Source organism: Pseudacidovorax sp. DMC4, assembly GCF_056314265.1.
Genome location: NZ_JBQUYR010000007.1, coordinates 120,978 through 141,789, shown reverse-complemented (window position 1 = coordinate 141,789; position 20,812 = coordinate 120,978). Strand labels below are relative to the sequence as shown.

The window sequence follows — 20,812 nt, the reverse complement described above, 5'->3', positions numbered from 1 at the left end:
AGCTGAGCGCGCGCATGTCGACGCTGCTGCAGGAGCGCGGCGCCCTGTCGTCCGTACAAATGGAGTACGCGCGCCAGAAACAGCGTGTCGAGGCCAAGCCGCTTTGGCACGTCCTGATCGATAACGGCCTGGCCCGCGAGCGCGACGTTTGCGAGGCCCTGGCCGCGTTGCTCGGCTGCGACTTCGTGCGCACGGAGCAGATCGGCCCTCCCGATGCCGCCGTGCTGGCCCTCTTCAGCCAAGACATGTGCATGGCCGCGCAATTCCTGCCCCTGCGTCGCGAAGGCCCCGGGCTGGTCCTGCTCCTCGGCGACACCTGGCCAGCCGACGTGGCCCAACTGGTGCTGCGCAGATGCGGCCTGCGCTGCCGCTTCGTCGTCGGCGAGTTCTCGCGCGTGCGCGCGCTGATCCGCGACTGCTTCGTCTTTGCCCAACATCCCGTCGCGCATCTGGTGGACCAGGAGATCCGTCAGCTCGCCCTCGACCAGGAAGGCACGCGCAGCCCCGCCACCTTCCTCGACCACCTGCTGCATCTGGCGGTGCAGGAGCGCGCGACCGACATCCATGTGGTTCCGGGGCCGGCCAGCGCCCATGTACTCTTCCGCGTCGACGGCGTGTTGCATCCCGCCTATGCGCTGCCCACCGGGCTGATGCGCATGGTCAGCTACGTCAAGCTGCTGGCCGAGATGGACATCTCGGAAAAGCGGCGCCCGCAGGACGGCAGCTTTCGCGCGCGGATCGCCGACGTTCCCTACTCGATCCGCCTGTCGACCATCGTGACCGACCTCGGCGAGCGGCTTGTCATGCGGCTTCTTCCCGAGAGCCATGACCTCAAGGGGCTGGTCGAACTGGGTTTCTACGAAGAAGACGCACAACGCATCGGCGCCGCCATGCAGGCACCTTCCGGACTGGTCGTCATTACCGGCCCAACCGGTTCGGGCAAGAGCAGCACCCTGCATGCGGGCCTGCGCATGCAGCGGCTGATCGAGCGCAACGTGCTCACCGTTGAAGACCCCATCGAGTACCGCGTGCCGGTCGCGGGACAGACGGAGGTGAACCGCAAGGCCGGCTATGACTTCCATGTGGCGCTGCGCCACTTTCTGAGGCACGACCCCGACGTGATGCTGGTCGGCGAGATGCGCGATGCCGAGACGGTCGCGGCTGCGCTCGATGCGGCCACCACAGGGCATCTCGTGCTGTCCACACTGCATGTGACGACGGCCATTGGCGTGCTGTCGCGGCTCAATCTGCTGGGCGCCCGACCGCAGGTGCTGGCGGAGAACCTGCTGATGGTTGTCAACCAGCGGCTGGTGCGGCGCAACTGCCCCGCGTGCAGCGTGCCCTTGCCCTTTACCGCGCACCAGAGCGAGTGGCTGGGCCTGCCGCATGGATCGGCCGGCATGCACGGGCCGGGTTGCCCGCTGTGCCGCGGTACCGGCTTCTTCGGCCGTGTGCCGGTGTACGAAATGCTCACCGTGTCGCAACCGCTGGCCGACCTCATTGCCACCGATGCCCCGCGGTCGGCTCTACGCGCGGCCGCCCAAGCCGGCGGCTTCCAGACCATCGACACCAGTGCGAAGCGACGCATCGCCGAAGGCGTCACCACCTGCGAGGAAGTGGAGCGGGCCATGGGGATCGGCCCATGAGCTGGTATTTCTATCGTCTGGTCGATGGTCAGGGTGTCGTGCGCTCCGGCGCACGGCAGTTCGCGGAAAACGACCACGTGCTGGCGCGCGACCGCCTGGAGGCCGAGTTCAACGGCCTGATCCTGCTGTTGACGCCCGTGCCCGCCTGGGCGGTCTCGTGCGGGCAGTCCATCATGGGCCTGTTCGCGCTCACGCTGCCGGAAAAGGAAGTGGCGGCCATGCTGCGCGACCTGGCGGTGATGAGCGGGGCCGGTGTGCCCATTGTGGATGCGGTGACGGTGCTGGCGGAGGACGCCGGCGCAGGCAACAAGACTTTCATCAAGGTGGCCGACCGGATCCTGAGCGACCTGCGCGCCGGCGCGACGCTCAGCCAGGCCTTCGACCGGCAGCCCGCCATCTTCAGCGAACCCGTGCGCAATCTGGCGCGGATCGGCGACGAAACCGGCGCCATGGACCGCATGCTGCAGGAAGCTGCCGACCACCTCGACCGCCTGGTGCAACTCAAGCAAGGCTCGCGACAGGCGCTGATCTACCCGGCCTTCGTCTTTGCGGCGATCTTCGCGGCCGCGGCCTTCTGGCTGTATTACGTCATTCCGAATCTGGCGCTGCTGTTCAAGCAGTTCCACGCCAAGCTGCCGCCGCTGACCGTGGCCGTGATCGACGCCTCCGGATGGCTGGGCCGCAACATCGGCTGGGTGCTCGGCGCCGCGGTGGCACTCCTCGTCGTCGGGGTGGTGGGCTGGAGCGCCAGCGCATCCTTTCGCACATGGGCGTTTCGGGCCTTCCACGCCCTGCCCGTGGCACGCACGTTGAGCACGGCAAGCGGCCTGGCCTTCATCTCCGAATACCTGGCCCTGATGCTGCGCGCCGGCATCGACGTGGTCCACAGCCTGAGCGTGCTCGAGCGCTCCACGCACGACCTGTACTACCGCGAGCGGCTCGTGCTCGTGCGCCAGTACGTCGAGCGCGGCGAACGCCTGTCGAGTGCGATGCGGCGAGTGGGCGGCTTTCCAGCCCTGGTGGTACGCGTCATCGGCGTGGGCGAAGAGTCGGGCACCCTCGACCGGCAACTGCAGCACCTGGCCGCCGACTTCCGCCGAAGGCTCGAACGCGTGGTGGCCTCGTTGGCCGAGATCATCAAGCCCGTCATCGTGCTCGTCGCCGGCGCACTGCTGATCCTGTTCGTCGCAGCCCTCGTGTTGCCGGTCTACGACCTCATCGGACAGGCGATGACGATCCGCCGCTGAGGCGGTTTCTTCGGTGCCCCTGACATCATGACCATGCCCCATTCCAAGCGTCCGATGCGGGTTCGAACCCGGGAAAAGGGCATCGCCCTGGTGGCGGTTGCTGCCTTGGCCACCCTGCTGAGCTTTGCCGGGTTTGCCGCGTACTACGCCGCCTCCACACTGACGCAATCCTCCTCGCGCCTTGGCCAGGACCAGTTGCTGGCGCAGGCCGATGCCATCGTGGAGGCCTTCGCGTCTACCCACGCGAGGCTGCCCTGTCCGGCGGCCCATCGAGGCGGCGCCGAGGACTGCGCGAGTGGCCGGCAGAAGGGCTTCTTTCCCGCCGATGTGGCCGGGGCATACGCTTCCAGCCCGCTGTCGGGCGACGTGATCGGGCTGCGCTACCTGGCCACACCGCGCCTCATGAAAGTGGCGGATGTGTTTCCTGCAGACCCCACGAACTTCGCGCATATCTCCAACGGCCATGACCTGTGTCGTGAGCTGGCGGCCCTGCAGAGCGGGCTCGGGGGCATCGATGGAGGATTGCCCGCGGACGAGATCAGCGCCGGGATGGACGTCTATGGGCTGGCCGCGCCGGGCGCCGCGGGCTTCACCGGTGCCAACACCGACGCCGACGCCCACCTCGAAAGCCCGGGCCAAGAACGGACCCCGACCTACACCGAGCGCGTACAGATGCGCAAGGTGCGTGGTCTTGCGCGCAGCGAATCCTGCGCCACCCAGATCAATGCCCTGAACGTGTTGACCATGGCGCATGCCTGGAACGACGAGATGCCCGCAGTGCGCGAATCGGCCGTGGCGCACTTCACGGAGCTGACGCTGTGGCCGCAGATCAACTCGCTCGCCACCTGGGAGCACGCCGGACTGCGCGTCTTCAAGAAGCAGTTCGAGCAGCGAGAAAAGGTCGTCGAGGGAATCACCGCAGCGGCAGCGAAGGATGCCGCGCTGTGCGCGTTGCTTTATATCCCGGCCTGTGTCGCAGCCGGTATTCAGGAAGGGGCGGCCACCAAGGCCTCGATGGAAGCCATTTCGGCTGCGCGGGAAGAGGCCGTCTTCATCACTCGCATTGCGCAAGCGAACGCCAATCTGATACAGGCGTCGGTCCGGTTGGCACGCTATCAGGCCATCGATCTCTGGCAAGAGCAAAAGACCGTGCTGGAAGCCGTGGACAGACGCGGGCCTCAGATCAATGTGGTTCCGTCCCTCTAAGCAACGTCCACTGAACGCCATGAAAGAGAAGAACACGGGTTTTGCGCTGGTTGACGCTTTGGTCGCCGTCATGGTGGGCGGGGCCATCGTGGCGGCAATCAGCCAGTGGTTGCGCCCGGATGGCATGCACGGCGACCAGACCCAGCAGCGGCGGATCCTGGAACAGGCCCACGCCACACTGACCGGATATGCAAGCGCCAATGCGCGTCTTCCCACCTCCGACGATGGATGGCTGCCTTCTGCTCTTGCACCGAGCGGTGGTGGCAATCGCATCAGGTATTACGTGGCACCCGCGCTCACCAGCATTCCCGCCAGCCACTACACCCCCCATGGCCTGGTTTCAGACGCCAAGGCATCGCCTGGCCTGGACTTCTGTCTGAAGCTTGCCCAGGCGGGCAAAGGCGAATTGCTGGACCTTGGATCGGGAGCCGACTCGGTGAGTGTTGCCGTCGTCCTGGAGTACTCCTCTTCGGCGGCCACGGGAAGCAGTGTCGCGGACGTTGCGCTGCCAGGCACCGAACTGGCCCACGCGCGGGAAGTGCAAGGACGCTTCTCGCGCGGCATTTCGCCGACCGAACTGTTCACTGCACTTGGCTGCCCGGACCGAATCGCCCGCACGGCGTCCGCGACGAAATACAGATGGGCACTCCTGGACATGTTCGAACTGGCGAAGGCCAATACGCAGCACAAGCGAGTGGACCTGCAAGTCGCGCAAGCCCAGATGGACGAGTCGGCGCTGGGACTGGCGCAGTTGCTGGTGACGCAGGCGATCCTGGTGGTGGACGAAGCAGAGCTCGTTCTCGGGCACGGCGGAAAAAAGCCCTACGACGATGAAGCGATCTTCGCGGCGGCGGTGCTGATCTATGCCTCATCGCAGGCGCAACTGGCCACCACCATCGCATTGGTCGTGCAGACCCTGGACAAGTGGCCGGCGCTGCAGGCCACGCTCGTTGCCGCCATCAATGACGCTCAGACCAAGGAGGGCATCGTGGCATTGGCCCTTGAAGACACCGAGCGAGAGCTGAACCATTACCTGGCATTGGGGCTCACGCCATGACACGGAATCTCCAATCTGCAAGGCGGGCGTTTCAAACAGGCGTCACCATTCTCGAAGTCGCAATCGCCCTCGCCATCCTCGGCGTACTCACGATCGCAGCCTGGAAGCTTCAGCAAGGATTTCTCTCGGCAAGCCTGGCCGAGTCCGAAACCGACATGACGAGTCGCGCCGATCAAGCATTGGTCAGCTATCTCGTGCGCAATGCCCGACTTCCCTGTCCCGCGTCCAATGAAAAAGGACTTGAGGACTGCAGCACGATCCAGGGCTATGTCCCGTGGCGAACCATCGGCCTGCCGGACGCCGGCGCCGGAGCTCTCAAGTACACCCTGGGCGCCGACGGGCTGCATATGCGCCCCCCCGGGGCCATCGATGTGTTCGAGCTCGACGGCCGGACCTTTTCCACCATCCAGTTCGACGGGGGCGACCGCGTGGCCCAGCGCTGCGCAACGCTTGGACGTGCGCTGGCTTCGAACCTGGCCCTTGCCTACGAGGTGCAAAGCCCGCTGAAGTCGGATCGGGATCCCGCTGCCGCCGACGCCACCAGCCGGTCGAGCATCGCCCGTGCGCGCACGGCGGCCAATCTATGGCAACTGCTGCACTGCGGCGCAGTCGTCGGCGGCGCGGCTCGCGCTCACAAGGATGCGGCCGTGGCCGCACAGATGATGCGGATCGCCGCTGGCGAGCAGCTGGAGATCGCCGAGCTCAACAACGAAGCCGCACTGGCCGCATTCGTCTTCGCGGTTCTCGACTTCGTCACCCAGCAACTGCGGATCCCGTCGAAGCTCCAGGATGCGGCGATGAACTGCTCCAACGTGACGAGCATCGACGCAGATGACGCTGCAGGGACGGCAAGTCCCGGGCAACTCAGCGCTTCGGCGGAGGCGAAGCTGGCCTGCGCCACCGCGACAACGGATGTCGGTGTCCATCTGAGCTATGTTGCAGCCAGGGCAATGGGTGTGGCCGCCGCCATCGAAAAGCTCACCGGCTCCAACGCCATCGCCCTGCAGAGCCGCCGGGACGAGGACGCGCTCATGGCCCGGCTGGCCCAGCGCACCAGAGACCATGCCAACGAGTCCCTGGCTGGCGGCCTCTATCTGCAGCCGGTGAGCAACCCATGAACACCTCCCGTCGCCCGCGCCCCCGGCATGGCTCGCCACAGAAAGGCTTCAGCCTGGTGGAGCTTTCGGTCGTGCTGATCGTCATCTCCGTGATCCTGGGCGCACTGATGTCCGGCGCCAACATCTACCGTCAGGCCGCGCTGCAGCGCATGTTCAGCGAGTTCGTGCTGGGCTGGCGGGCCAGCTATTTGTCGTATGTGGCGGTCACGCACAACATTCAGCCCGGCGACGACCCAGGCAACCCACAGTACGCCGTCAACGGCGCCGTGGACTCAGCGCTGTGCGGCATTGAGCTGGTCAACGAGATGCTTGCCAGGGGGATCGCGCTGCCCGAAGGTCGTGCGCCCGAGACGCCTGAGCGCTATGTGTACACCGACCAGAGCGGTGCCCCCCACGAATTGCGGGTGTGTCTGGTGACGGTGCCCTGGTCCATCCCTGGGACCGCCCAGGGCAGCTACCAGACCGCGCCGCGGCATGTGCTGCGCATGGAGGGACTGACGCCGGCCGCCGCCATGTCTTTTGACGCGCTGATGGATGGCCGGGTCGATGCCCGATTCGGCGATCTACGCGAGGACTTGGCGGCCGCTGTCACTTCCGCAGCCTCGCAGCCCTGGAGCGGAGACGCCAACGCGCGGCGCAACGACGCGCCCGAGGGCCAGGCCGTGGAACTGATCGGCTACCTGCTGCTGGGGCGCTGAGCCAAGGACGGCGGCACCGTGCTGCGCCCGTCGTGGAACACGCGCGTCACGCAGGTACGCAGCCACCGGTGCGCCTCGTCACCCTCGTGGCGCGGATGCCAGGCCATGCGCGTGGGCTCGGTCTGTACCACCACCGGCAGCTTGAACAAGGCGAGGCCGAGCGGCTCGGCCATCTTGCGGGCGGTGCGGGTGGAGGCGGTGGCCACCAGGTCGGAGCGCGAGGCGGCGATCAGGGCCGTGAAGGTGCTGGGCACCAGCAGGGCCACGTCGCGCGCCAACCCCGCCTCGGCCAATGCGCGATCCACGGAGGCGGGCTCGCCCGCGCGGGGCGAGGTGTCGACGTGGCGGGCGCCGGCGTAGCGCGCCAGCGTCATGCGGCCCTTGAGCAGCGGATGACCGGCGCGCGCCGCACCCACCAGCGGCTGCGCGGCCAGAAGCACGGCCTGGGCGCGGGTGTCGGCCCGGCGCACGGCGCCGATCTCCAGGTCGATGCGGCCTTCGCGCAGGGCGCCAGGGTCGTGGGGTGCTTCGGGCAGCCACTGCAGGCTGGCGTGCGGCATGCGTTCGGCCAGCGCCTGGGCGATCGCGACGCCATAGGCCACGGCCCAGCCCTCGGGCGCGCGCACGACGAAGCGGCGCGGCTGGGCCTGCCAGTCCTGTCCTGCCGTGGCGCGCAGCGCCTGGGCCTGGGCCAGCAGCTGGCGCACCGGCTCCGCCAGCGCCAGGGCGCGCGGGGTGGGGACCAGCCGGCGGCCGGCTCGAACGAGGATCGGGTCCTCGAACACCTCGCGGATGCGCGCCAGGGTGTGGCTCATGGCGGGCGTGCTCAGGTGCATGCGGGTCGCTGCGGCCGTGACGCTGCCCGTGGCCAGCAGGGCGTCCAGGGCGGCCAGCAGGTTGAGGTCGTACTGTTTCATCGGGCGAAATCATCGATTTCGGACATTGCACTGTACGGAATTGCCGGGCATCCGGACACTGCGGCGCATCGCCCATCCCCGGAGCTTCTCCCGCCATGCCGCTGCCCGTTGCCGTGCCGTCGCCCTCGTCCGACTTCCCGCCCGCCCGCCAGCAGCGCATCGCCTTCGCGATGCTCATGCTCACCCTGGCCATGGCGGCGCTGGACCAGACCATCCTGTCCACCGCGCTGCCGGTGATGGCGCGCGAGTTGCCCGGACGATGGCCGCTCGCCTGGGCCTTCTCCTCGTACCTGCTGGCGGCCACGGTGGTCATCACGCTCTATGGGCGCCTGGCGGACCTGCTGGGCGCCCGGCGCGTGCTGCTGTGGGCGCTGGGGCTGTTCCTGCTCGGTTCGCTGGCGTGCGGCGCCAGCCGCAGCGTGCCCCAGCTCGTGCTGGCGCGCGCCGTCCAGGGCGCGGGCGGTGGGGGCCTGATGACGCTGGCCATGCTCAGCGTGGCCAGCCTCTTTCCGCTGGAGCAGCGGCCCCGCTTCCAGTCGCTGCTCGGGGCGGCCTACGGCATCGCGACGCTGTTCGGCCCGCTGCTGGGCGGCACGCTGGTGGAACACCTGACCTGGCACTGGGCCTTCTGGCTCAACGTGCCGCTGGCCTTGCTGGCCGCAGGCCTGCTGGCCATGACGCTGCCGGCCGGGCGCCGGCATGACGCGGCCGACGCCCGCATCGACTGGCCGGGCGGTGCGCTGCTGGCCGGGGCGCTGGTGCTGCTGTTGCTGGCCACGCAGCGCGGGCGGCTGGGCCTGCCGCCCGCGCTGGGGCTGGGCCCGTTGCTGGCAGGCGGGCTGGCGTTGGCCGCGCTCTTCCTGTGGCGGCAGCAACGGGCCGCGCATCCGCTCCTGCCGCTGTCGCTCTTTGCGCCTGCGGCCTACCGGGCCGCGAGCCTGATGGCCATGGCCTCGGGGGTGGCGCTGTACGCCGCGGTGGCCCTGCTGCCGCCTTACCTGCAGGACCGCCTGCACCTGTCGCCCACCGGATCGGCCTGGCACCTGCTGCCGCTGATGGCAGGCGTCACCTTCGCCGCCATCGGCAGCGGACGCCTTCTGCGTGCCCGCCGCTCGCCGGTCACCGTGGCCCGCGCGGCCTGCGCGTCGATGGTGCTGGGCTTCGTGCTGCTGGCGGGTGCCCTGCAGTGGTGGCCGACGCAGCCGCTGGCGCTGTCGCTCGGCCTGCTGCCGCTGGGCATCGGCCTGGGGCTGGTCTTTCCGGTGGTGACGGTGGTGTCGCAGCGGACCTCGCCCGTGCAGCACCTCGGCATTGCGACGGCCGTGCCCGTGATGCTGCGCAGCCTGGGCGGCGCGGGCGGCGTGGCGCTGCTGGCGGCGCTGCTGGTGCACCGGGTGGAGGCGGAAATGGCCACGGTCACGGCCGTGGCAGCGGCCGCGCCCGCCGGGCTCGCATCGCCGGCCGTGGCGCAGGCGCTGACCGGCGCCCATGGGCACGGGCTGCGGTCCGTCTTCCTGATCGCCGGGCTGGCCGTGCTGGGCGCCGGACTGTGCACCCGCTGGCTGCCCGTGCGGCTGACGCCCGCAGCCGACGGCGCGGGCAGGCCCGCCGCCCGCCCCGCGACCTGATGGCATTCAGCCGATGAGCGCCGAAGGCGCAGCCCCGTGCGGCGCCGGCGCGTCCGCCGCCCGCATGCGCCCCCGCACCCACAGCGAAAGCTGGGCCGGGGGCAGCGCGGGGCTGAACACGTAGCCCTGCAGCTCGTCGCAGCCCAGGCGCACCAGCGCCTCGCACTGGGCCTGGGTCTCGACGCCCTCGGCCACCAGCCGCATCCCCAGCGCATGGGCCAGGTCGACCGCGGCCTTGACCACGATCTGCACGGCCGGGTCGGCCGCCACGTTCTGCACGAAGTAGGCGTCGATCTTCAGCTCGTTCGCCGGCACGCGCCACAGCCGGCTGAGCGAGGAGTAGCCCGAGCCGAAGTCGTCGATCGACAGGCCGAAGCCGCGCTGGCGCAGCACGCGGAAGAAGTCGTCGGCCGCGCCGCTCGCGGCCAGCGACCAGCTTTCGGTGATCTCGAAGCTCAGCTGGTCGGGCTGCAGTCCATGCTCGCGCATCTGCTCGTCGAAGTAGTCGGCCAGCGAAGGACTGTCCAGTTGCAGCGGCGACAGGTTGATGGAGGCGGCGATCCGCAGCCCTTCCGTCCGCTGCCAGTCCGCCAACTGGCGGCACACGGCGCGCACCACCCAGCGGCCCAGCTGCACGATCAGCCGGTGGCGCTCGCAGAAGGCGATCAGGTCCTCCGGCGGCACCCAACCCACGCGGGGGTGATGCCAGCGCACCAGGGCCTCCACGCCGCTGAGCCGGCCGTCGCAGGCATGCAGCTTTGGCTGGTAGTGCACCTCCAGCTCCTCGCGCTGCAGCGCGTGGGCCAGATCCGCCTGCCATCCGGCCACGGGCCGGACCTGCCGGCGGCGACCGGACTGCAGACCATGGCGGAAGGCGTCGGGCATGGGATCAAAACCGCGACCCGAAGTCGATCGGGAAATCCTTGTCCGGATGATCCGGCGCGCGCGACGGCGGCGCCAGCTCGTCCGGGCCCAGCGGCGCATGGAAGTCGGTGTTGAAGGCCAGGTCGTCGCGCACATGCACGGCGTCGCCGTCGCGCTGGACCACGCCGCGCTCCTCCAGCTCCTTGAGCACCTTGTTGACCATGGGCCGCGACAGCCCCGCGTAGGAGGCGATCACGCCCTGCGAGATCCGCCTGTCGAAGGCATGGTCGCCCTCGGGCGCCAACTGCGTGAGCTCCTGCAGCACACGGCCGACCAGGTGTTCGGCCGACATGGTGGTGCGGCGGCGGATCTGCTTGCGCAGCGCCAGCATCTGCTTGCACTGCATCTGCATCAGCACCAGCGGAACACTGGGATAGCTCTCGCACAGCCGCCGCAGGGTCCACAGCGGCATCACGTAGACCGACGAGGGCAGGGCGGCGATCAGGCTCAGGTCGGACGGCTGCTTCGGGCCGTCCAGGGGCGCGCCCAGGTGCAGGTCGTCGGGGCTGAGGAAGTTGGTGGTGACGGTCGCGTCGTTGGGGCCGGGCACCACCACGCGCAGCAGGCCCGAGCCCACGCAGTACAGGGCGTCGATGTCGTCGCCCACGTTCAGGACGACCTCGTTGCGGCGGAAGTTGCGCAGCTCGATCAGCCGCACCAGCGCCTCGCGCGCGCGGGGCGGTACCGACGAAAGCAGAGGGTGGATGTACATCAGTCGTCTCCTGCACGAGGCCACGGCCCGCGCAGCAGCTTCACGTCAAACCGGATTTCGGGGAAGAGGTGCCCGGCAGGCACCCAGCGTCGCTGGCTGCCGGCCACGCAAGCACCTTTCAGGCCGCACGGGCGCGGTGCGCCCCATTGGCGCACGGATCTTCAGAGCGACGGGGCCGCCGAACGCAGCCAGCGGCCGCTGCCTGGCGGGCGGCCCGGCGGCCGGGTGCCCACGCCACCGAACTGGTAGCCGCCGCCCACGGCGCGCAGTGGCAGATGGCCGCCGGCAATGCGCGCGCGGCCCCGCAGGCTGCGCACCACCTGGTCGATGGCGGCGACGTCGTCGGCAAGCTGGTAGGCCGCAAAGATGGCCTGCATCGCCCCGCGGCCGAGGCGGTGGCCGCGCGTGAGGGCCAGCGACATCATCAGCAGCCGCTCCTCGCTGTTGAGCGGCATGCGCAGACCCGCGCCGGGCAGCACCAGCGTCCAGCCCTCGTCGACCAGCCGGTGGTCGGCGAAGTTCAGGCCGGCCGCGGATGCGCCCGGGGATTCGAGTTGCTCCAGCAGCGGAGCCAGGGCGGGCTCCGCCGAGGCGGCGACGACGCGGGAGTGGCGGCTCGCCTGCTCGGCGATGGCCTGCTCCAGCATCCGGTACTGGTGCTGGAGCATGAGATCCAGGCTTTCGCCGTCGTGGCAGGCGCCGTCGGCCGCAGCACCGCAGGTGCAGGCGCTGCGGGCGGCGGGCGCCTCCTTCGGGCCGCGCTCGCGCAGGCCGGCCCAGGGAGAGACCGTCCCCGGCAGCGGCGTGGGCGCGCGGACGGGGGTCATCAACGGCGGGCGCGTCTCGGGTCGCGCCCGAAGGCCGGCGAAGCTGCTCATGCGAATCTCCTCAATGCCAAAAATCGATGTGGGGCCGGGCCACCTCGGGCGCCGCCGCGGCGACCGCCAGCGGCGCCACGCGCCTTGCGGTGGGGCGGCCCAACGCCACTGCCTCGCGCCGGACCGGGCTGCGGGGCACCCCGCGGCCGCAGACCCACTGCGCGCCGGCAGCGCGGGCATGCGCCAGATCCTGTTCGCCGTCGACGCCGGCGACGACGGTGTGCGGCACCAGCGCGCCACAGGTGCGCACCATGTCGCGAAGCTCCTGCCGGCCGGCCTCCGAATGGCGGGCACGCAGGATGCAGAGTTCGTCCAGCACCAGCATGTCGGGCCGGCAGGCCTGCAGGCCTTCGAGGCCGATGCTGTCGCTGCCGCTGCCGAAGCGCGAGACGGCGATGCGCACGCCGCGCTCGCGCAGCTTCTGGCAGAAGGCACGGGTGGATTCCAGCACCGGCAGGGCGGCCCTGCCGCCGATCTCGAGCGTGAAGCGGCGTGCCATGGCCGGCCGCTGTGCCAGGGCATCGAACACGCTCGTCCAGTAGGCGTCGTCCAGCGCACTCAGCGGCGAGATGCGGCAGGACAGGTGCAGGCGGGTCATCCGGTCCAGGCGGGCGAGGGTGAGCAGCACCATCGTCCGGTCGAGGTGGCGCGTGAGGTTGAGCCGCTCCAGGGCCGGCACGAAGATGTCGCTGGACAGCGCCTGCATGCCTTCGGCCATCGGCACCAGGCAGGGCGTGCCCCGCAGGCACAGGCTGTCGCCGGGCGACTGGGCGTTGGCCACCTCCTGCCAGTCCAGCGCCACGCGGCTGGCGCCCAGCGCGCCGGCCAGTTCGCTGGCGGCCGACATGTCGGCACGGAAGCGGTCGGCGGCCGCCTGCCAGCCACCGGCCGAACTGGGACTGGGCGTGGCGACGAAATGGGCGTAGGCGGACTCTTCCGGGGTCAGCATCCGCGCCTGGTCGCCCTCGATGTCGAGCCAGTCGGCATGCAGGGCGGGCAGGCAGGCCTGGCCGTCCACCGGGAAGGACTCGCGCCCGGCACGGGCCAGCAGGCGCTCCAGCGCGGTGGCATCGCCATCGACCCACAGCACCAGGCAATCGTCGGCCACGCGTTCGGCCCGCAGCGGGTGGCCGAGCCATTGGCGCACGCCATGGAGCAGTTGGGCGCTCAGGCTGGATGCCGCCACCGCGCCGTAGGCCTCGGCAATGGCGGCCGCGTTGGTGATCGAAAGAAAGGCCGCGCGCAGCGGCGGCGCGCTCCGGCCTGCGGCGCAGAAACCGCTTTCAGGATGAGGCGCGACAGCGCCGGCGGGCAGCGGGCCCTGCGTCAGCGCCACGGGCGGAGCGTCGTGCTCTGCACACGCGCCTCCATGCCCAATGCCGCGACTGCCCATGAACCGACTCCTTGACCTTGATGGGGCGGATCGTAGGCAGCGGGTTCCCGGGCCGCAGCCGAAACACAAGTGTTTCTGTAGCGTAGTTAACAAACGTAAATGAAGCCGGTCAGAAACAGGTCAGCGCCTGCGCCAGGCATGGCTGGTGGGAGGGTCGGATTTTGTTGACAATACGCAGGTTGACCGCCTGAATTGATCCTCGTCCTGTGCCCCATCCTTCCGACCTCCTCGCCGATCCCGACTTTTCCCGCTGGGAGAAGGAGGTGGCATTCCGGCTCTTTGCCGACGCCTCCGGCCTCACGTTGACGGTGCCCGAGCAGGTGGCGGCCCGGCTCGGTGACCGGATCCTTTCGGGCGAGCTGGCGCCGGGCGCCCGGGTCGGCGAGCAGGAGGTAGCCGACGAATTCGCCATCAGCCGTGGACCGGTGCGGGAGGCGATCCGCATCCTGGAGCGCGAGGGCCTGATCCAGGTGCTGCCGCGTCGCGGCGCCATCGTGGCGGTGTTGACGGCGCAGGAGCTGCGCGAGCTGTTCGAGATCCGCGCCGGCCTGTTCGACGTGGTGGTGCGCAAGGTGGCGTCGCAGCGGCCGCCGGAGTTGCTGGCCCTCATGCGCGCCGGCGTGGCGCGGCTGGAGGTGCTCGCGGCCTCGCCCGATGGCGGCGACGCCTACGCGGAGACGGTGCACCGCCTGCTGCAGCTCACCGCCCGCTTCGCCGGCAACGAGCGGCTGCGCCGCATGATCGCGGCGCTGTCGCTGCAGACTCTGCGCTACAGCAAGCTCGGCCTGGCCTCGGTGGAGCGGCGGCAGCAGTCGGCGCAGTTGTGGATCGAGGCCCGCGACGCGCTGGAGCAGGGCGACACGGCCCGCATGATGCAGCTGGCCCGCGCGCGCAGCGAGGCGTCGGCGGAAGAGGCGGCGCGGCGCCTCGAGGAACAGGCCGGCGGCACGTAGCCCGCCGCGCGCCGCCGGCGCGCCCCGGCTTGGGCCTGCGCATGGCCCCGGGCCTTGTCAGCCCAGTACAACCACCGGCTGGCCCTCTGCCACCGCCTCGCCCTCTTTCACCAGCAACTGCCGCACCACGCCGGCAGCGGGTGCGCAGACGGGAATCTCCATCTTCATGCTCTCCAGCACCAGGAGGGACTGGTCGGGCTGCACGGTGTCGCCCTCCTGGACTTCGATCTTCCAGACGGTGCCCGTGACTTCGGATTGCAGGGTGGTGTTCATGGCGTCTCCTTGATGGCCTTGTTGAAGCCCAGATAGTAGTCACCAATAAGATTGTTGACAATAAGAATGTCGGATGCTTCAATGCCGCCCGGAGACAACAACGAAAGGGCACCATGACCCCGAATCCGGAAGACCGCGATCCATCCAGCCGCGGCGGCGCCGCTGCGAGCACGGCCTCGGAGCGCAACCCTACCCGCGGCAGCGCGCTGCAGGGCCTGAAGGTGATCGAGATCGCCAGCACCATCGCCGGACCGGCCTGCGCGCGGCTGCTGGGCGACTTCGGCGCCGACGTGATCAAGATCGAGCCGCCCGAGGGCGACCCGGTACGGCAGATGGGCCGCCATGTGCCCAGCGAGCAGGGCGACGTGTCGCTGTACGCCGCGTCCATCCTGCGCAACAAGCGCAGCGTGGCGCTGGACCTCAAGGATCCGCAGGACCGCGCGCTGGCGCGGGCGCTGATCCTGCAGGCCGACATCCTGGTCGAGAACTTCCGCCCCGGCGTGATGGAGCGGCTGGGCCTGGACTACGAGGCGCTCTCGGCCCAGAACCCCGGGCTGATCATGGTTCGCATCAGCGGCTACGGCCAGCACGGGCCCTATGCCCAGCGCCCCGGCTATGGCGCCATCTGCGAGGCGCTGGGCGGCGTGCGCCACCTCACCGGCGATCCGGACCGGCCGCCAGCCCGCGTGGCCGTGGCCGCCACCGACTACCTCAGCGCCACCTATGCCGCCTTCGGCGCGCTCGCGGCCGTGCACGAGCGCAGCCGCTCGGGCCGAGGCCAGGTGGTCGATGTGGCGCTCTACGAGGCCGCCTTCACGCAGCTCGAACCGCTGGTGCCCGCGTACGAGAAGCTCGGCGTCGTGCCCACCCGCGAGGGGCCCAACTTGCCCTCGATGGCGCCCAACAGCCTGTACCCGGTGCAGGGCGGCGGCTATGTGCTCATCGCCGCCAACAGCAACCGCACCTTCGAGCGGCTGGTGCGCCTGATGGGCCAGCCCGGGCTGCTGGACGACCCGCGCTTCAGCACCATCCGCAGCCGCGGCGAAAAGCCCAACATGCAGGCGCTCGACGCGCTGATCGCGCAGTGGACGGCCTCTTTCGAGGGCGCTGCGCTGGAGGCCCTGCTGCAGGAGGCCGAGGTGCCGGCTTCGCGCATCTACACCATCGCCGACATCTTCCAGGACCCGCAGTTCGCGGCGCGCGCCATGCTGCAGCAGGTGCCGCATCCGGCGCTGGGCCACACCACCCAGGCCGGCGTGGTGCCGCGCCTGTCGGCCACGCCGGGGCGCATCCGCCACACGGGTCCCGAGCTCGGGGCCCACACGCAGGCCGTGCGCGACGAACTGGCGGCCACCCTTTGCGCCCAGGAGACCCCATGAGCATGACCCTGCCCCTCGAACTCGATGCCAGCGGCGAATGGGCCGACGAACTGGCCGAGCTGCAGCAACGCCGGCAGATGGCCGCCCGCATGGGTGGCGAGGAAGCCGTCGCCCGCCACAAGGCACGCGGACGGCAGACGGCGCGCGAGCGCATCGACACGCTGTTGGACGCCGGCAGCTTCCGCGAGCTGGGCCGCATCACCGGCCGCGGCCGCTACGACGAGCAAGGCCGGCTGCTGGATCTGCAGCCCGTCAACGCCATCATCGGCACGGGCCGCATGGAAGGCCGCCGCATCGTGGTCTCGGCGGACGACTACACCATCCGCGCCGGCTCGTCCGAGGGCACGCTCTCCGACAAGTGGATCTATGCCGAGCGTCTGGCGCTGGCCCAGCACATGCCGCTGGTGCGCCTGGTGGACACCGCGGGAGGCAGCGTCAAGCTGCTGATGCAGCAGGCCGCCGCCAAGATCCCCGGCTATGGCAACTGGCCCGGCGTGGAACTGCTCAAGACCGTGCCGGTGGTGGGCGTCGCGCTGGGCGCCTGCGCCGGCCTCGGGGCGGTAAAGGTGCTGCTGTCGCACTTCTCGGTGATGGTGCGGGACCAGGCGCAGGTCTTCGCCGCCGGCCCGCCGGTGGTCAAGCAGGCCTACGGCATCGACGTCGACAAGAACGACCTCGGCGGCTACAAGGTCCACCGCAAGAGCGCGCTGGTGCACAACGAAGCCGAGGACGAGGCCGAAGCGCTGCGTCAGGTGCGGCAGTTCCTGAGCTACCTGCCGGCCAGCGCCCATCGGCTGCCGGCACGCACCACGCCCACCGACGACCCGGCCCGTGCGGACGACTGGCTCAAGAACGCCATCCCGCACGACCGCCGCAAGATCTACGACCCGCGCCGCATCATGGCCTCGCTGTTCGACCGTGACTCGGTGTTCGAGATCGGGCGCTGGCAGGGCGGCTCCATCATCACGGCGCTGGCGCGCCTGGATGGCTGGCCGGTGGGCGTGCTGTGCAGCGACCCCAAGGTGGCCGGCGGCGCCATGACCCTGGCCGCGGCTTACAAGACCGAGCGCCATGCCAAGCTGTGCGACACCTTCGGCCTGCCGATGGTCAACCTGGTGGACCAGCCGGGCAATGCCACCGGCCCCGAGGCCGAACTGGCCGGCACGCTGCTCGGCGCCGTGCGCGTGGTGCAGACCATCGAGGACGTGCGCATTCCCTGGCTGAGCATCATCCTGCGGCGCGCTTTCGGCATGGCCGGCGGCATGCATGCGCCCAAGTACTTTCCGGCGCTGAACCACCGCTTTGCCTGGCCGTCGGCGCGCTGGGGTTCGATCCCGATCGAAGGCGGCGTGGACGCGGCCCACAAGGCCGAGATCGAGGCCGCCGCCGACCCGGCCGCCGCCCGCGCCGCGCTGGAGGCGCGCTACCACCGCATCGGCTCGCCGTTCCGCACGGCTGAGCACTTCGGCATCCTGGACATCATCGACCCGCGGGAGACGCGGGCCCTGCTGTGCGACTGGATGGCCGATGCGCGGGCGGTGCTGGAGAACACGCGCGGCGCCCGCGCCTGACGCGCCATCCCGAGAACAAGCAAGGAGACAACCCATGGCCCTTTCCCGCCTCCGGCGCAGCGTCGCCGGCCTGCTGCTCACGCTGCCCCTGCTGGCCACGGCACAGGACTGGAAGCCCGAGCGCACCGTCGAATACATCGTGCCTGCCGGCGCCGGCGCGGCGCTGGACACCGCAGCGCGCGAGATCAAGTCCCTGATCGACCGCGACAAGCTGCTGCCCGTGCCCATGCTGGTGGTCAACAAGCCGGGCGGCGCCGGCATGGTGGCCATGGGTGCGCTGGCCGCGAAGCCGGGCGATGGCCACCTGCTGGCCACGCTGACGCACTCCTCGATCAACAACAAGCTGGTGGGCGAGGTGTCGCTGGGCTACGAGGACTTCACGCCGTTGGCCATCCTGTTCGACGAAACCATCACCGTCGCCGTGCGCGCCGACTCGCCCATCAGGAGCGGTCGCGATCTGGTCGAGACGCTGCGCAAGAACCCGGCGGCGCTGTCCATCGGCGTGGCCACCTCCATCGGCAACCACATCCACGCGGCCATCGCCAAGCCGCTGCAGGTGGCCGGCGTGGACATCGCCAGGCTGACGGTGGTGCCGTACAAGTCCTCGGCCGAGTCCATGACCAACCTGCTGGGCGGTCACCTGGACGTGGTGTCGGCCTCGGCCATCAACGTGGTGCCGCAGCTCAAGGCCGGCAAGATCCGGGTGCTCGCGGTGGCTTCGGCCGAGCGGCTCGGCGGCGACCTGGCCGGCGTGCCCACCTGGCGCGAGCAGGGCGTGGACGCGGTCTATGCCTCGTCGCAGGGCCTGCAGGGGCCCAAGGGCATGACGCCAGCGCAGATCGCCTTCTGGGAAGGCGTGCTGCGCCGCATCTCCGCCACGCCGGAGTGGAATGCCTTCCTTGCGCGCAACTACTGGCGCCCGCGCTTCATGGGCGCCGCCGAGACCGTCAAGTACCTGGACAGCGAGGCCGAGGGCGCACGTGCGCTGCTGGGCGAGCTGCACTTGTTGAAGAAGCAGCCATGAGCGGCCCCGCCGCAGACAAGGGCGGCGCGCTCGGCGCGCTGCGCCGGGTGCTGGTCGCCAACCGCGGCGAGATCGCAGTGCGCATCGTGCGCGCCTGCCACGCGCTGGGCCTGGAGGCGGTCGTGGCCGTGTCGGACGCCGACGCGGGCGGGATGGCGTCGCGCCTGGCCGGCGCCGAGGTTCGCATCGGGCCCGCGCCCGCGGCCCAGAGCTACCTCAACATCCAGCGCCTGGTGGACGCCGCGCTCGAAAGCGGCTGCCAGGCCGTGCACCCCGGCTACGGCTTCCTGTCCGAGCGGGCCGGCTTTGCCCGCGCCTGCGCGCAGGCCGGCCTGGTGTTCGTGGGCCCCTCGCCCGAAGCCATCGAGGCGATGGGGGACAAGATCGCCGCCACCCGCATGGCCCTGGCCGCCGGCGTGCCCCGCGTGCCGGGCTCGGGCGCGCTGCCCGATCTGGCGGCGGCCGAGGTGGAAGCGGCGCGCATCGGCTATCCGGTGCTGCTCAAGGCCAGCGCCGGCGGCGGGGGCCGGGGCATGCGCATCGTGCGCGAGCCTGCGCAGCTGGCCTCGGCCTTTGCCAGCGCAAGCGCCGAGGCGGGCGCGGCCTTCGGCGATGCCACGCTCTATGTCGAAAAGCTGATCGAGCGCGCCCGCCATGTGGAGATCCAGCTGATGGGCGACCACCATGGGGCGCTCGTGCACCTGGGAGAACGCGACTGCTCCACCCAGCGCCGGCACCAGAAGCTGATCGAGGAAAGCCCGTCGCCCTGCCTCGATGCGGCCACGCGCGAGGCCATGGCCCAGGCGGCGCTCGCGCTGGCGCGCGCCGTGCGCTACCACGGCGCCGGCACCGTCGAGTTCGTACTGGACGAGGCGAGCGGCGCTTTCTACTTCCTGGAGATGAACACGCGCATCCAGGTCGAGCATCCGGTCACCGAGATGGTCAGCGGCCTGGACCTGGTGGCCGAGCAGCTCCGCGTGGCCGCGGGTCTGCCGCTGTCGTTCACGCAGGAGGACGTGCGCCTGTGCGGCCACGCCGTCGAATGCCGCATCAACGCCGAGGATCCGGCCAAGAACTTCCTGCCGCGCCCGGGCACGGTGACGCGCTTCGTTGCGCCGACGGGGGAGGGCGTGCGCTGCGACAGCCATGCGCATGACGGGCTGGTCGTCACGCCGTACTACGACTCGCTGCTGGCCAAGCTGGTGGTGCACGCCCCGACCCGCGGCGAGGCCATCGCGCGCATGCGGCAGGCGCTGGCGGAACTGGTGGTCGAGGGCGTGGCGACCACGGCGGCCTTTCACCGGGAGCTGCTGACGCATCCGGACTTCGTGGCGCGCGGGGTGTGCACGCGGTGGGTGGAGGAGGTGTTGGTGCCGCAGCGGCAGAAGCGGGCGGTGGGGCAAGGCTGAGGAGTCGCGCCGGCAGCGGGCAAGGGCGGCGCCGCAGGGCACAGGGGCCACGGCCGGCGCGCCGATGACTATGCTTGGGCGCGCCCACGGCCGGGCAGGAACGGCCGGCCGCTGCCACTCAAACCCTGCAGCAAAGAACAATGAAGACCCAGTACTACACCGCCACAAGCCTGGATGGCTTTCTCGCCACCGAGGACGACTCGCTCGACTGGCTTTTCGCCCTGGGGAGCGTGACCGAGTCCAGCTATCCCGCATTCATCGCCAACGTCGGCGCCCTGGCCATGGGCTCTTCCACCTACGAATGGATGGTTCGCAACGCCGAGAAGGTGGCCGCCGAAATGGGTTCGCCGTGGCCCTATGCCCAGCCGGCCTGGGTGTTCACGAGCCGCACGCTCCCGGCCATCGACGGTGCGGACATCCGGTTCGTCAACGGCGACGTGCGAGCCGTGCACCAGGAGATGCAGGCCGCCGCGGGCGACCTGAACATCTGGATCGTGGGGGGCGGCGACCTGGCGGGCCAGTTCCACGACGCGGGTTTGCTGGATGAACTCATCGTCCAGATCGGGTCTGCCACCCTTGGCAAGGGAAAGCCGCTGTTTCCTCGCCGCGTGGTCGGGTCAGGCCTGCGCCTGCTTTCCGTTGACCGGATGGGCCCGGGCATGGCGGAGTTGCGGTACGAGGTGCAGCAGGCCGGGCGTTGATGCGATCTGCGCCCGCAGGTCGAAGCGTCGGAACGGGTCAGGCGCCTGTCACAGCGCCTTCGCGTCGAACGTCTGAGG

The 20,812-nt window shown here is 70.1% G+C and carries 19 protein-coding genes; 13 read left to right on the top strand and 6 right to left on the bottom strand.

What is annotated here, in order from left to right; genetic code table 11:
- Positions 1 to 14 precede the first annotated feature (14 nt).
- From ACT54X_RS14645 to ACT54X_RS14620, 6 genes are read left to right on the top strand one after another with little or no spacing between them, the layout of a single operon-like run.
- The gene (locus tag ACT54X_RS14645) at positions 15 to 1,646 is read left to right on the top strand and encodes a GspE/PulE family protein (protein WP_476347244.1); all 1,632 of its coding nucleotides are present in this window, start codon (positions 15 to 17) and stop codon (positions 1,644 to 1,646) included.
- A complete protein-coding gene (locus tag ACT54X_RS14640; protein ID WP_294374488.1) occupies positions 1,643 to 2,893 on the top strand; it encodes a type II secretion system F family protein in 1,251 nt (416 codons plus the stop codon). The genes ACT54X_RS14645 and ACT54X_RS14640 overlap by 4 nt, the downstream gene beginning before the upstream one ends.
- Before the next feature lie 27 nt (positions 2,894 to 2,920).
- On the top strand, positions 2,921 to 4,099 hold the full coding sequence (locus ACT54X_RS14635; protein WP_294374484.1) for a hypothetical protein: 1,179 nt from the start codon (positions 2,921 to 2,923) through the stop codon (positions 4,097 to 4,099).
- 19 nt (positions 4,100 to 4,118) lie between these two features.
- Entirely contained in the window at positions 4,119 to 5,156 is a 1,038-nt protein-coding gene (locus ACT54X_RS14630; protein WP_476347242.1) for a hypothetical protein, read from the top strand.
- Positions 5,153 to 6,274, top strand: a complete 1,122-nt coding sequence (locus tag ACT54X_RS14625) for a type II secretion system protein (RefSeq protein WP_294374480.1) — start codon at positions 5,153 to 5,155, stop codon at positions 6,272 to 6,274. Before ACT54X_RS14630 ends, ACT54X_RS14625 begins: the two co-directional genes overlap by 4 nt.
- Positions 6,271 to 6,972: a type II secretion system protein gene (locus tag ACT54X_RS14620; RefSeq protein WP_366934732.1), complete on the top strand. Its 702-nt coding sequence runs from the start codon at positions 6,271 to 6,273 to the stop codon at positions 6,970 to 6,972. The genes ACT54X_RS14625 and ACT54X_RS14620 overlap by 4 nt, the downstream gene beginning before the upstream one ends.
- Here the strand turns inward: ACT54X_RS14620 and ACT54X_RS14615 are convergent.
- Positions 6,951 to 7,889, bottom strand: a complete 939-nt coding sequence (locus ACT54X_RS14615; RefSeq protein WP_476347241.1) for a LysR family transcriptional regulator — start codon at positions 7,887 to 7,889, stop codon at positions 6,951 to 6,953. The two genes, ACT54X_RS14620 and ACT54X_RS14615, sit on opposite strands and share 22 nt — an antisense overlap.
- Before the next feature lie 95 nt (positions 7,890 to 7,984).
- Between ACT54X_RS14615 and ACT54X_RS14610 the strand changes: the two genes are divergently transcribed.
- On the top strand, positions 7,985 to 9,517 hold the full coding sequence (locus ACT54X_RS14610) for an MFS transporter (RefSeq protein WP_476347239.1): 1,533 nt from the start codon (positions 7,985 to 7,987) through the stop codon (positions 9,515 to 9,517).
- Between the two features lie 6 nt (positions 9,518 to 9,523).
- Here the strand turns inward: ACT54X_RS14610 and ACT54X_RS14605 are convergent, their stop codons facing one another.
- The 4 genes from ACT54X_RS14605 to ACT54X_RS14590 form a co-directional block, all read right to left on the bottom strand.
- On the bottom strand, positions 9,524 to 10,402 hold the full coding sequence (locus ACT54X_RS14605; protein WP_476347237.1) for an EAL domain-containing protein: 879 nt from the start codon (positions 10,400 to 10,402) through the stop codon (positions 9,524 to 9,526).
- A gap of 4 nt (positions 10,403 to 10,406) precedes the next feature.
- Positions 10,407 to 11,153, bottom strand: a complete 747-nt coding sequence (locus tag ACT54X_RS14600; protein ID WP_294374468.1) for a Crp/Fnr family transcriptional regulator — start codon at positions 11,151 to 11,153, stop codon at positions 10,407 to 10,409.
- A gap of 161 nt (positions 11,154 to 11,314) precedes the next feature.
- The gene (locus ACT54X_RS14595; protein WP_294374467.1) at positions 11,315 to 12,031 is read right to left on the bottom strand and encodes a hypothetical protein; all 717 of its coding nucleotides are present in this window, start codon (positions 12,029 to 12,031) and stop codon (positions 11,315 to 11,317) included.
- A gap of 10 nt (positions 12,032 to 12,041) precedes the next feature.
- Positions 12,042 to 13,367 (bottom strand): EAL domain-containing protein, encoded by a 1,326-nt coding sequence (locus ACT54X_RS14590; RefSeq protein ID WP_476347235.1) that lies wholly within the window; start codon positions 13,365 to 13,367, stop codon positions 12,042 to 12,044.
- A 263-nt stretch (positions 13,368 to 13,630) separates the two neighbouring features.
- Between ACT54X_RS14590 and ACT54X_RS14585 the strand changes: the two genes are divergently transcribed.
- Entirely contained in the window at positions 13,631 to 14,377 is a 747-nt protein-coding gene (locus tag ACT54X_RS14585; RefSeq protein ID WP_354320848.1) for a GntR family transcriptional regulator, read from the top strand.
- Between the two features lie 57 nt (positions 14,378 to 14,434).
- Here ACT54X_RS14585 and ACT54X_RS14580 read toward each other — a convergent pair whose 3' ends face one another.
- Positions 14,435 to 14,650 carry an acyl-CoA carboxylase biotin carboxyl carrier protein subunit gene (locus tag ACT54X_RS14580; RefSeq protein WP_294374459.1) on the bottom strand — a complete coding sequence of 72 codons (216 nt, stop codon included), beginning with the start codon at positions 14,648 to 14,650 and terminating at the stop codon, positions 14,435 to 14,437.
- 113 nt (positions 14,651 to 14,763) lie between these two features.
- Here ACT54X_RS14580 and ACT54X_RS14575 point away from each other — a divergent pair, with 113 nt between their 5' ends.
- From ACT54X_RS14575 to ACT54X_RS14555, 5 genes are all read left to right on the top strand, one after another.
- Positions 14,764 to 16,029: a CaiB/BaiF CoA transferase family protein gene (locus ACT54X_RS14575; protein ID WP_354320849.1), complete on the top strand. Its 1,266-nt coding sequence runs from the start codon at positions 14,764 to 14,766 to the stop codon at positions 16,027 to 16,029.
- Entirely contained in the window at positions 16,026 to 17,600 is a 1,575-nt protein-coding gene (locus tag ACT54X_RS14570; RefSeq protein ID WP_294374454.1) for an acyl-CoA carboxylase subunit beta, read from the top strand. Before ACT54X_RS14575 ends, ACT54X_RS14570 begins: the two co-directional genes overlap by 4 nt.
- 34 nt (positions 17,601 to 17,634) lie before the next feature.
- Positions 17,635 to 18,624, top strand: a complete 990-nt coding sequence (locus ACT54X_RS14565) for a tripartite tricarboxylate transporter substrate binding protein (RefSeq protein ID WP_294374451.1) — start codon at positions 17,635 to 17,637, stop codon at positions 18,622 to 18,624.
- Positions 18,621 to 20,033 (top strand): acetyl-CoA carboxylase biotin carboxylase subunit, encoded by a 1,413-nt coding sequence (locus ACT54X_RS14560; RefSeq protein WP_476347231.1) that lies wholly within the window; start codon positions 18,621 to 18,623, stop codon positions 20,031 to 20,033. Before ACT54X_RS14565 ends, ACT54X_RS14560 begins: the two co-directional genes overlap by 4 nt.
- Before the next feature lie 140 nt (positions 20,034 to 20,173).
- On the top strand, positions 20,174 to 20,734 hold the full coding sequence (locus tag ACT54X_RS14555) for a dihydrofolate reductase family protein (protein WP_476347229.1): 561 nt from the start codon (positions 20,174 to 20,176) through the stop codon (positions 20,732 to 20,734).
- The last annotated feature ends 78 nt before the right edge of the window (positions 20,735 to 20,812 follow it).

What these genes read in the sequence shown, in the direction of transcription:
- ACT54X_RS14630 (WP_476347242.1), top strand. Translation starts at nt 4,119, where the DNA reads ATGAAAGAGAAGAACACGGGTTTTGCGCTGGTTGACGCTTTGGTCGCC.
- ACT54X_RS14640 (WP_294374488.1), top strand. Translation starts at nt 1,643, where the DNA reads ATGAGCTGGTATTTCTATCGTCTGGTCGATGGTCAGGGTGTCGTGCGC.
- ACT54X_RS14575 (WP_354320849.1), top strand. Translation starts at nt 14,764, where the DNA reads ATGACCCCGAATCCGGAAGACCGCGATCCATCCAGCCGCGGCGGCGCC.
- ACT54X_RS14600 (WP_294374468.1), bottom strand. Translation starts at nt 11,153, where the DNA reads ATGTACATCCACCCTCTGCTTTCGTCGGTACCGCCCCGCGCGCGCGAG.
- ACT54X_RS14645 (WP_476347244.1), top strand. Translation starts at nt 15, where the DNA reads ATGTCGACGCTGCTGCAGGAGCGCGGCGCCCTGTCGTCCGTACAAATG.
- ACT54X_RS14605 (WP_476347237.1), bottom strand. Translation starts at nt 10,402, where the DNA reads ATGCCCGACGCCTTCCGCCATGGTCTGCAGTCCGGTCGCCGCCGGCAG.
- ACT54X_RS14625 (WP_294374480.1), top strand. Translation starts at nt 5,153, where the DNA reads ATGACACGGAATCTCCAATCTGCAAGGCGGGCGTTTCAAACAGGCGTC.
- ACT54X_RS14615 (WP_476347241.1), bottom strand. Translation starts at nt 7,889, where the DNA reads ATGAAACAGTACGACCTCAACCTGCTGGCCGCCCTGGACGCCCTGCTG.
- ACT54X_RS14565 (WP_294374451.1), top strand. Translation starts at nt 17,635, where the DNA reads ATGGCCCTTTCCCGCCTCCGGCGCAGCGTCGCCGGCCTGCTGCTCACG.
- ACT54X_RS14555 (WP_476347229.1), top strand. Translation starts at nt 20,174, where the DNA reads ATGAAGACCCAGTACTACACCGCCACAAGCCTGGATGGCTTTCTCGCC.
- ACT54X_RS14580 (WP_294374459.1), bottom strand. Translation starts at nt 14,650, where the DNA reads ATGAACACCACCCTGCAATCCGAAGTCACGGGCACCGTCTGGAAGATC.
- ACT54X_RS14595 (WP_294374467.1), bottom strand. Translation starts at nt 12,031, where the DNA reads ATGAGCAGCTTCGCCGGCCTTCGGGCGCGACCCGAGACGCGCCCGCCG.
- ACT54X_RS14560 (WP_476347231.1), top strand. Translation starts at nt 18,621, where the DNA reads ATGAGCGGCCCCGCCGCAGACAAGGGCGGCGCGCTCGGCGCGCTGCGC.
- ACT54X_RS14570 (WP_294374454.1), top strand. Translation starts at nt 16,026, where the DNA reads ATGAGCATGACCCTGCCCCTCGAACTCGATGCCAGCGGCGAATGGGCC.
- ACT54X_RS14620 (WP_366934732.1), top strand. Translation starts at nt 6,271, where the DNA reads ATGAACACCTCCCGTCGCCCGCGCCCCCGGCATGGCTCGCCACAGAAA.
- ACT54X_RS14610 (WP_476347239.1), top strand. Translation starts at nt 7,985, where the DNA reads ATGCCGCTGCCCGTTGCCGTGCCGTCGCCCTCGTCCGACTTCCCGCCC.
- ACT54X_RS14635 (WP_294374484.1), top strand. Translation starts at nt 2,921, where the DNA reads ATGACCATGCCCCATTCCAAGCGTCCGATGCGGGTTCGAACCCGGGAA.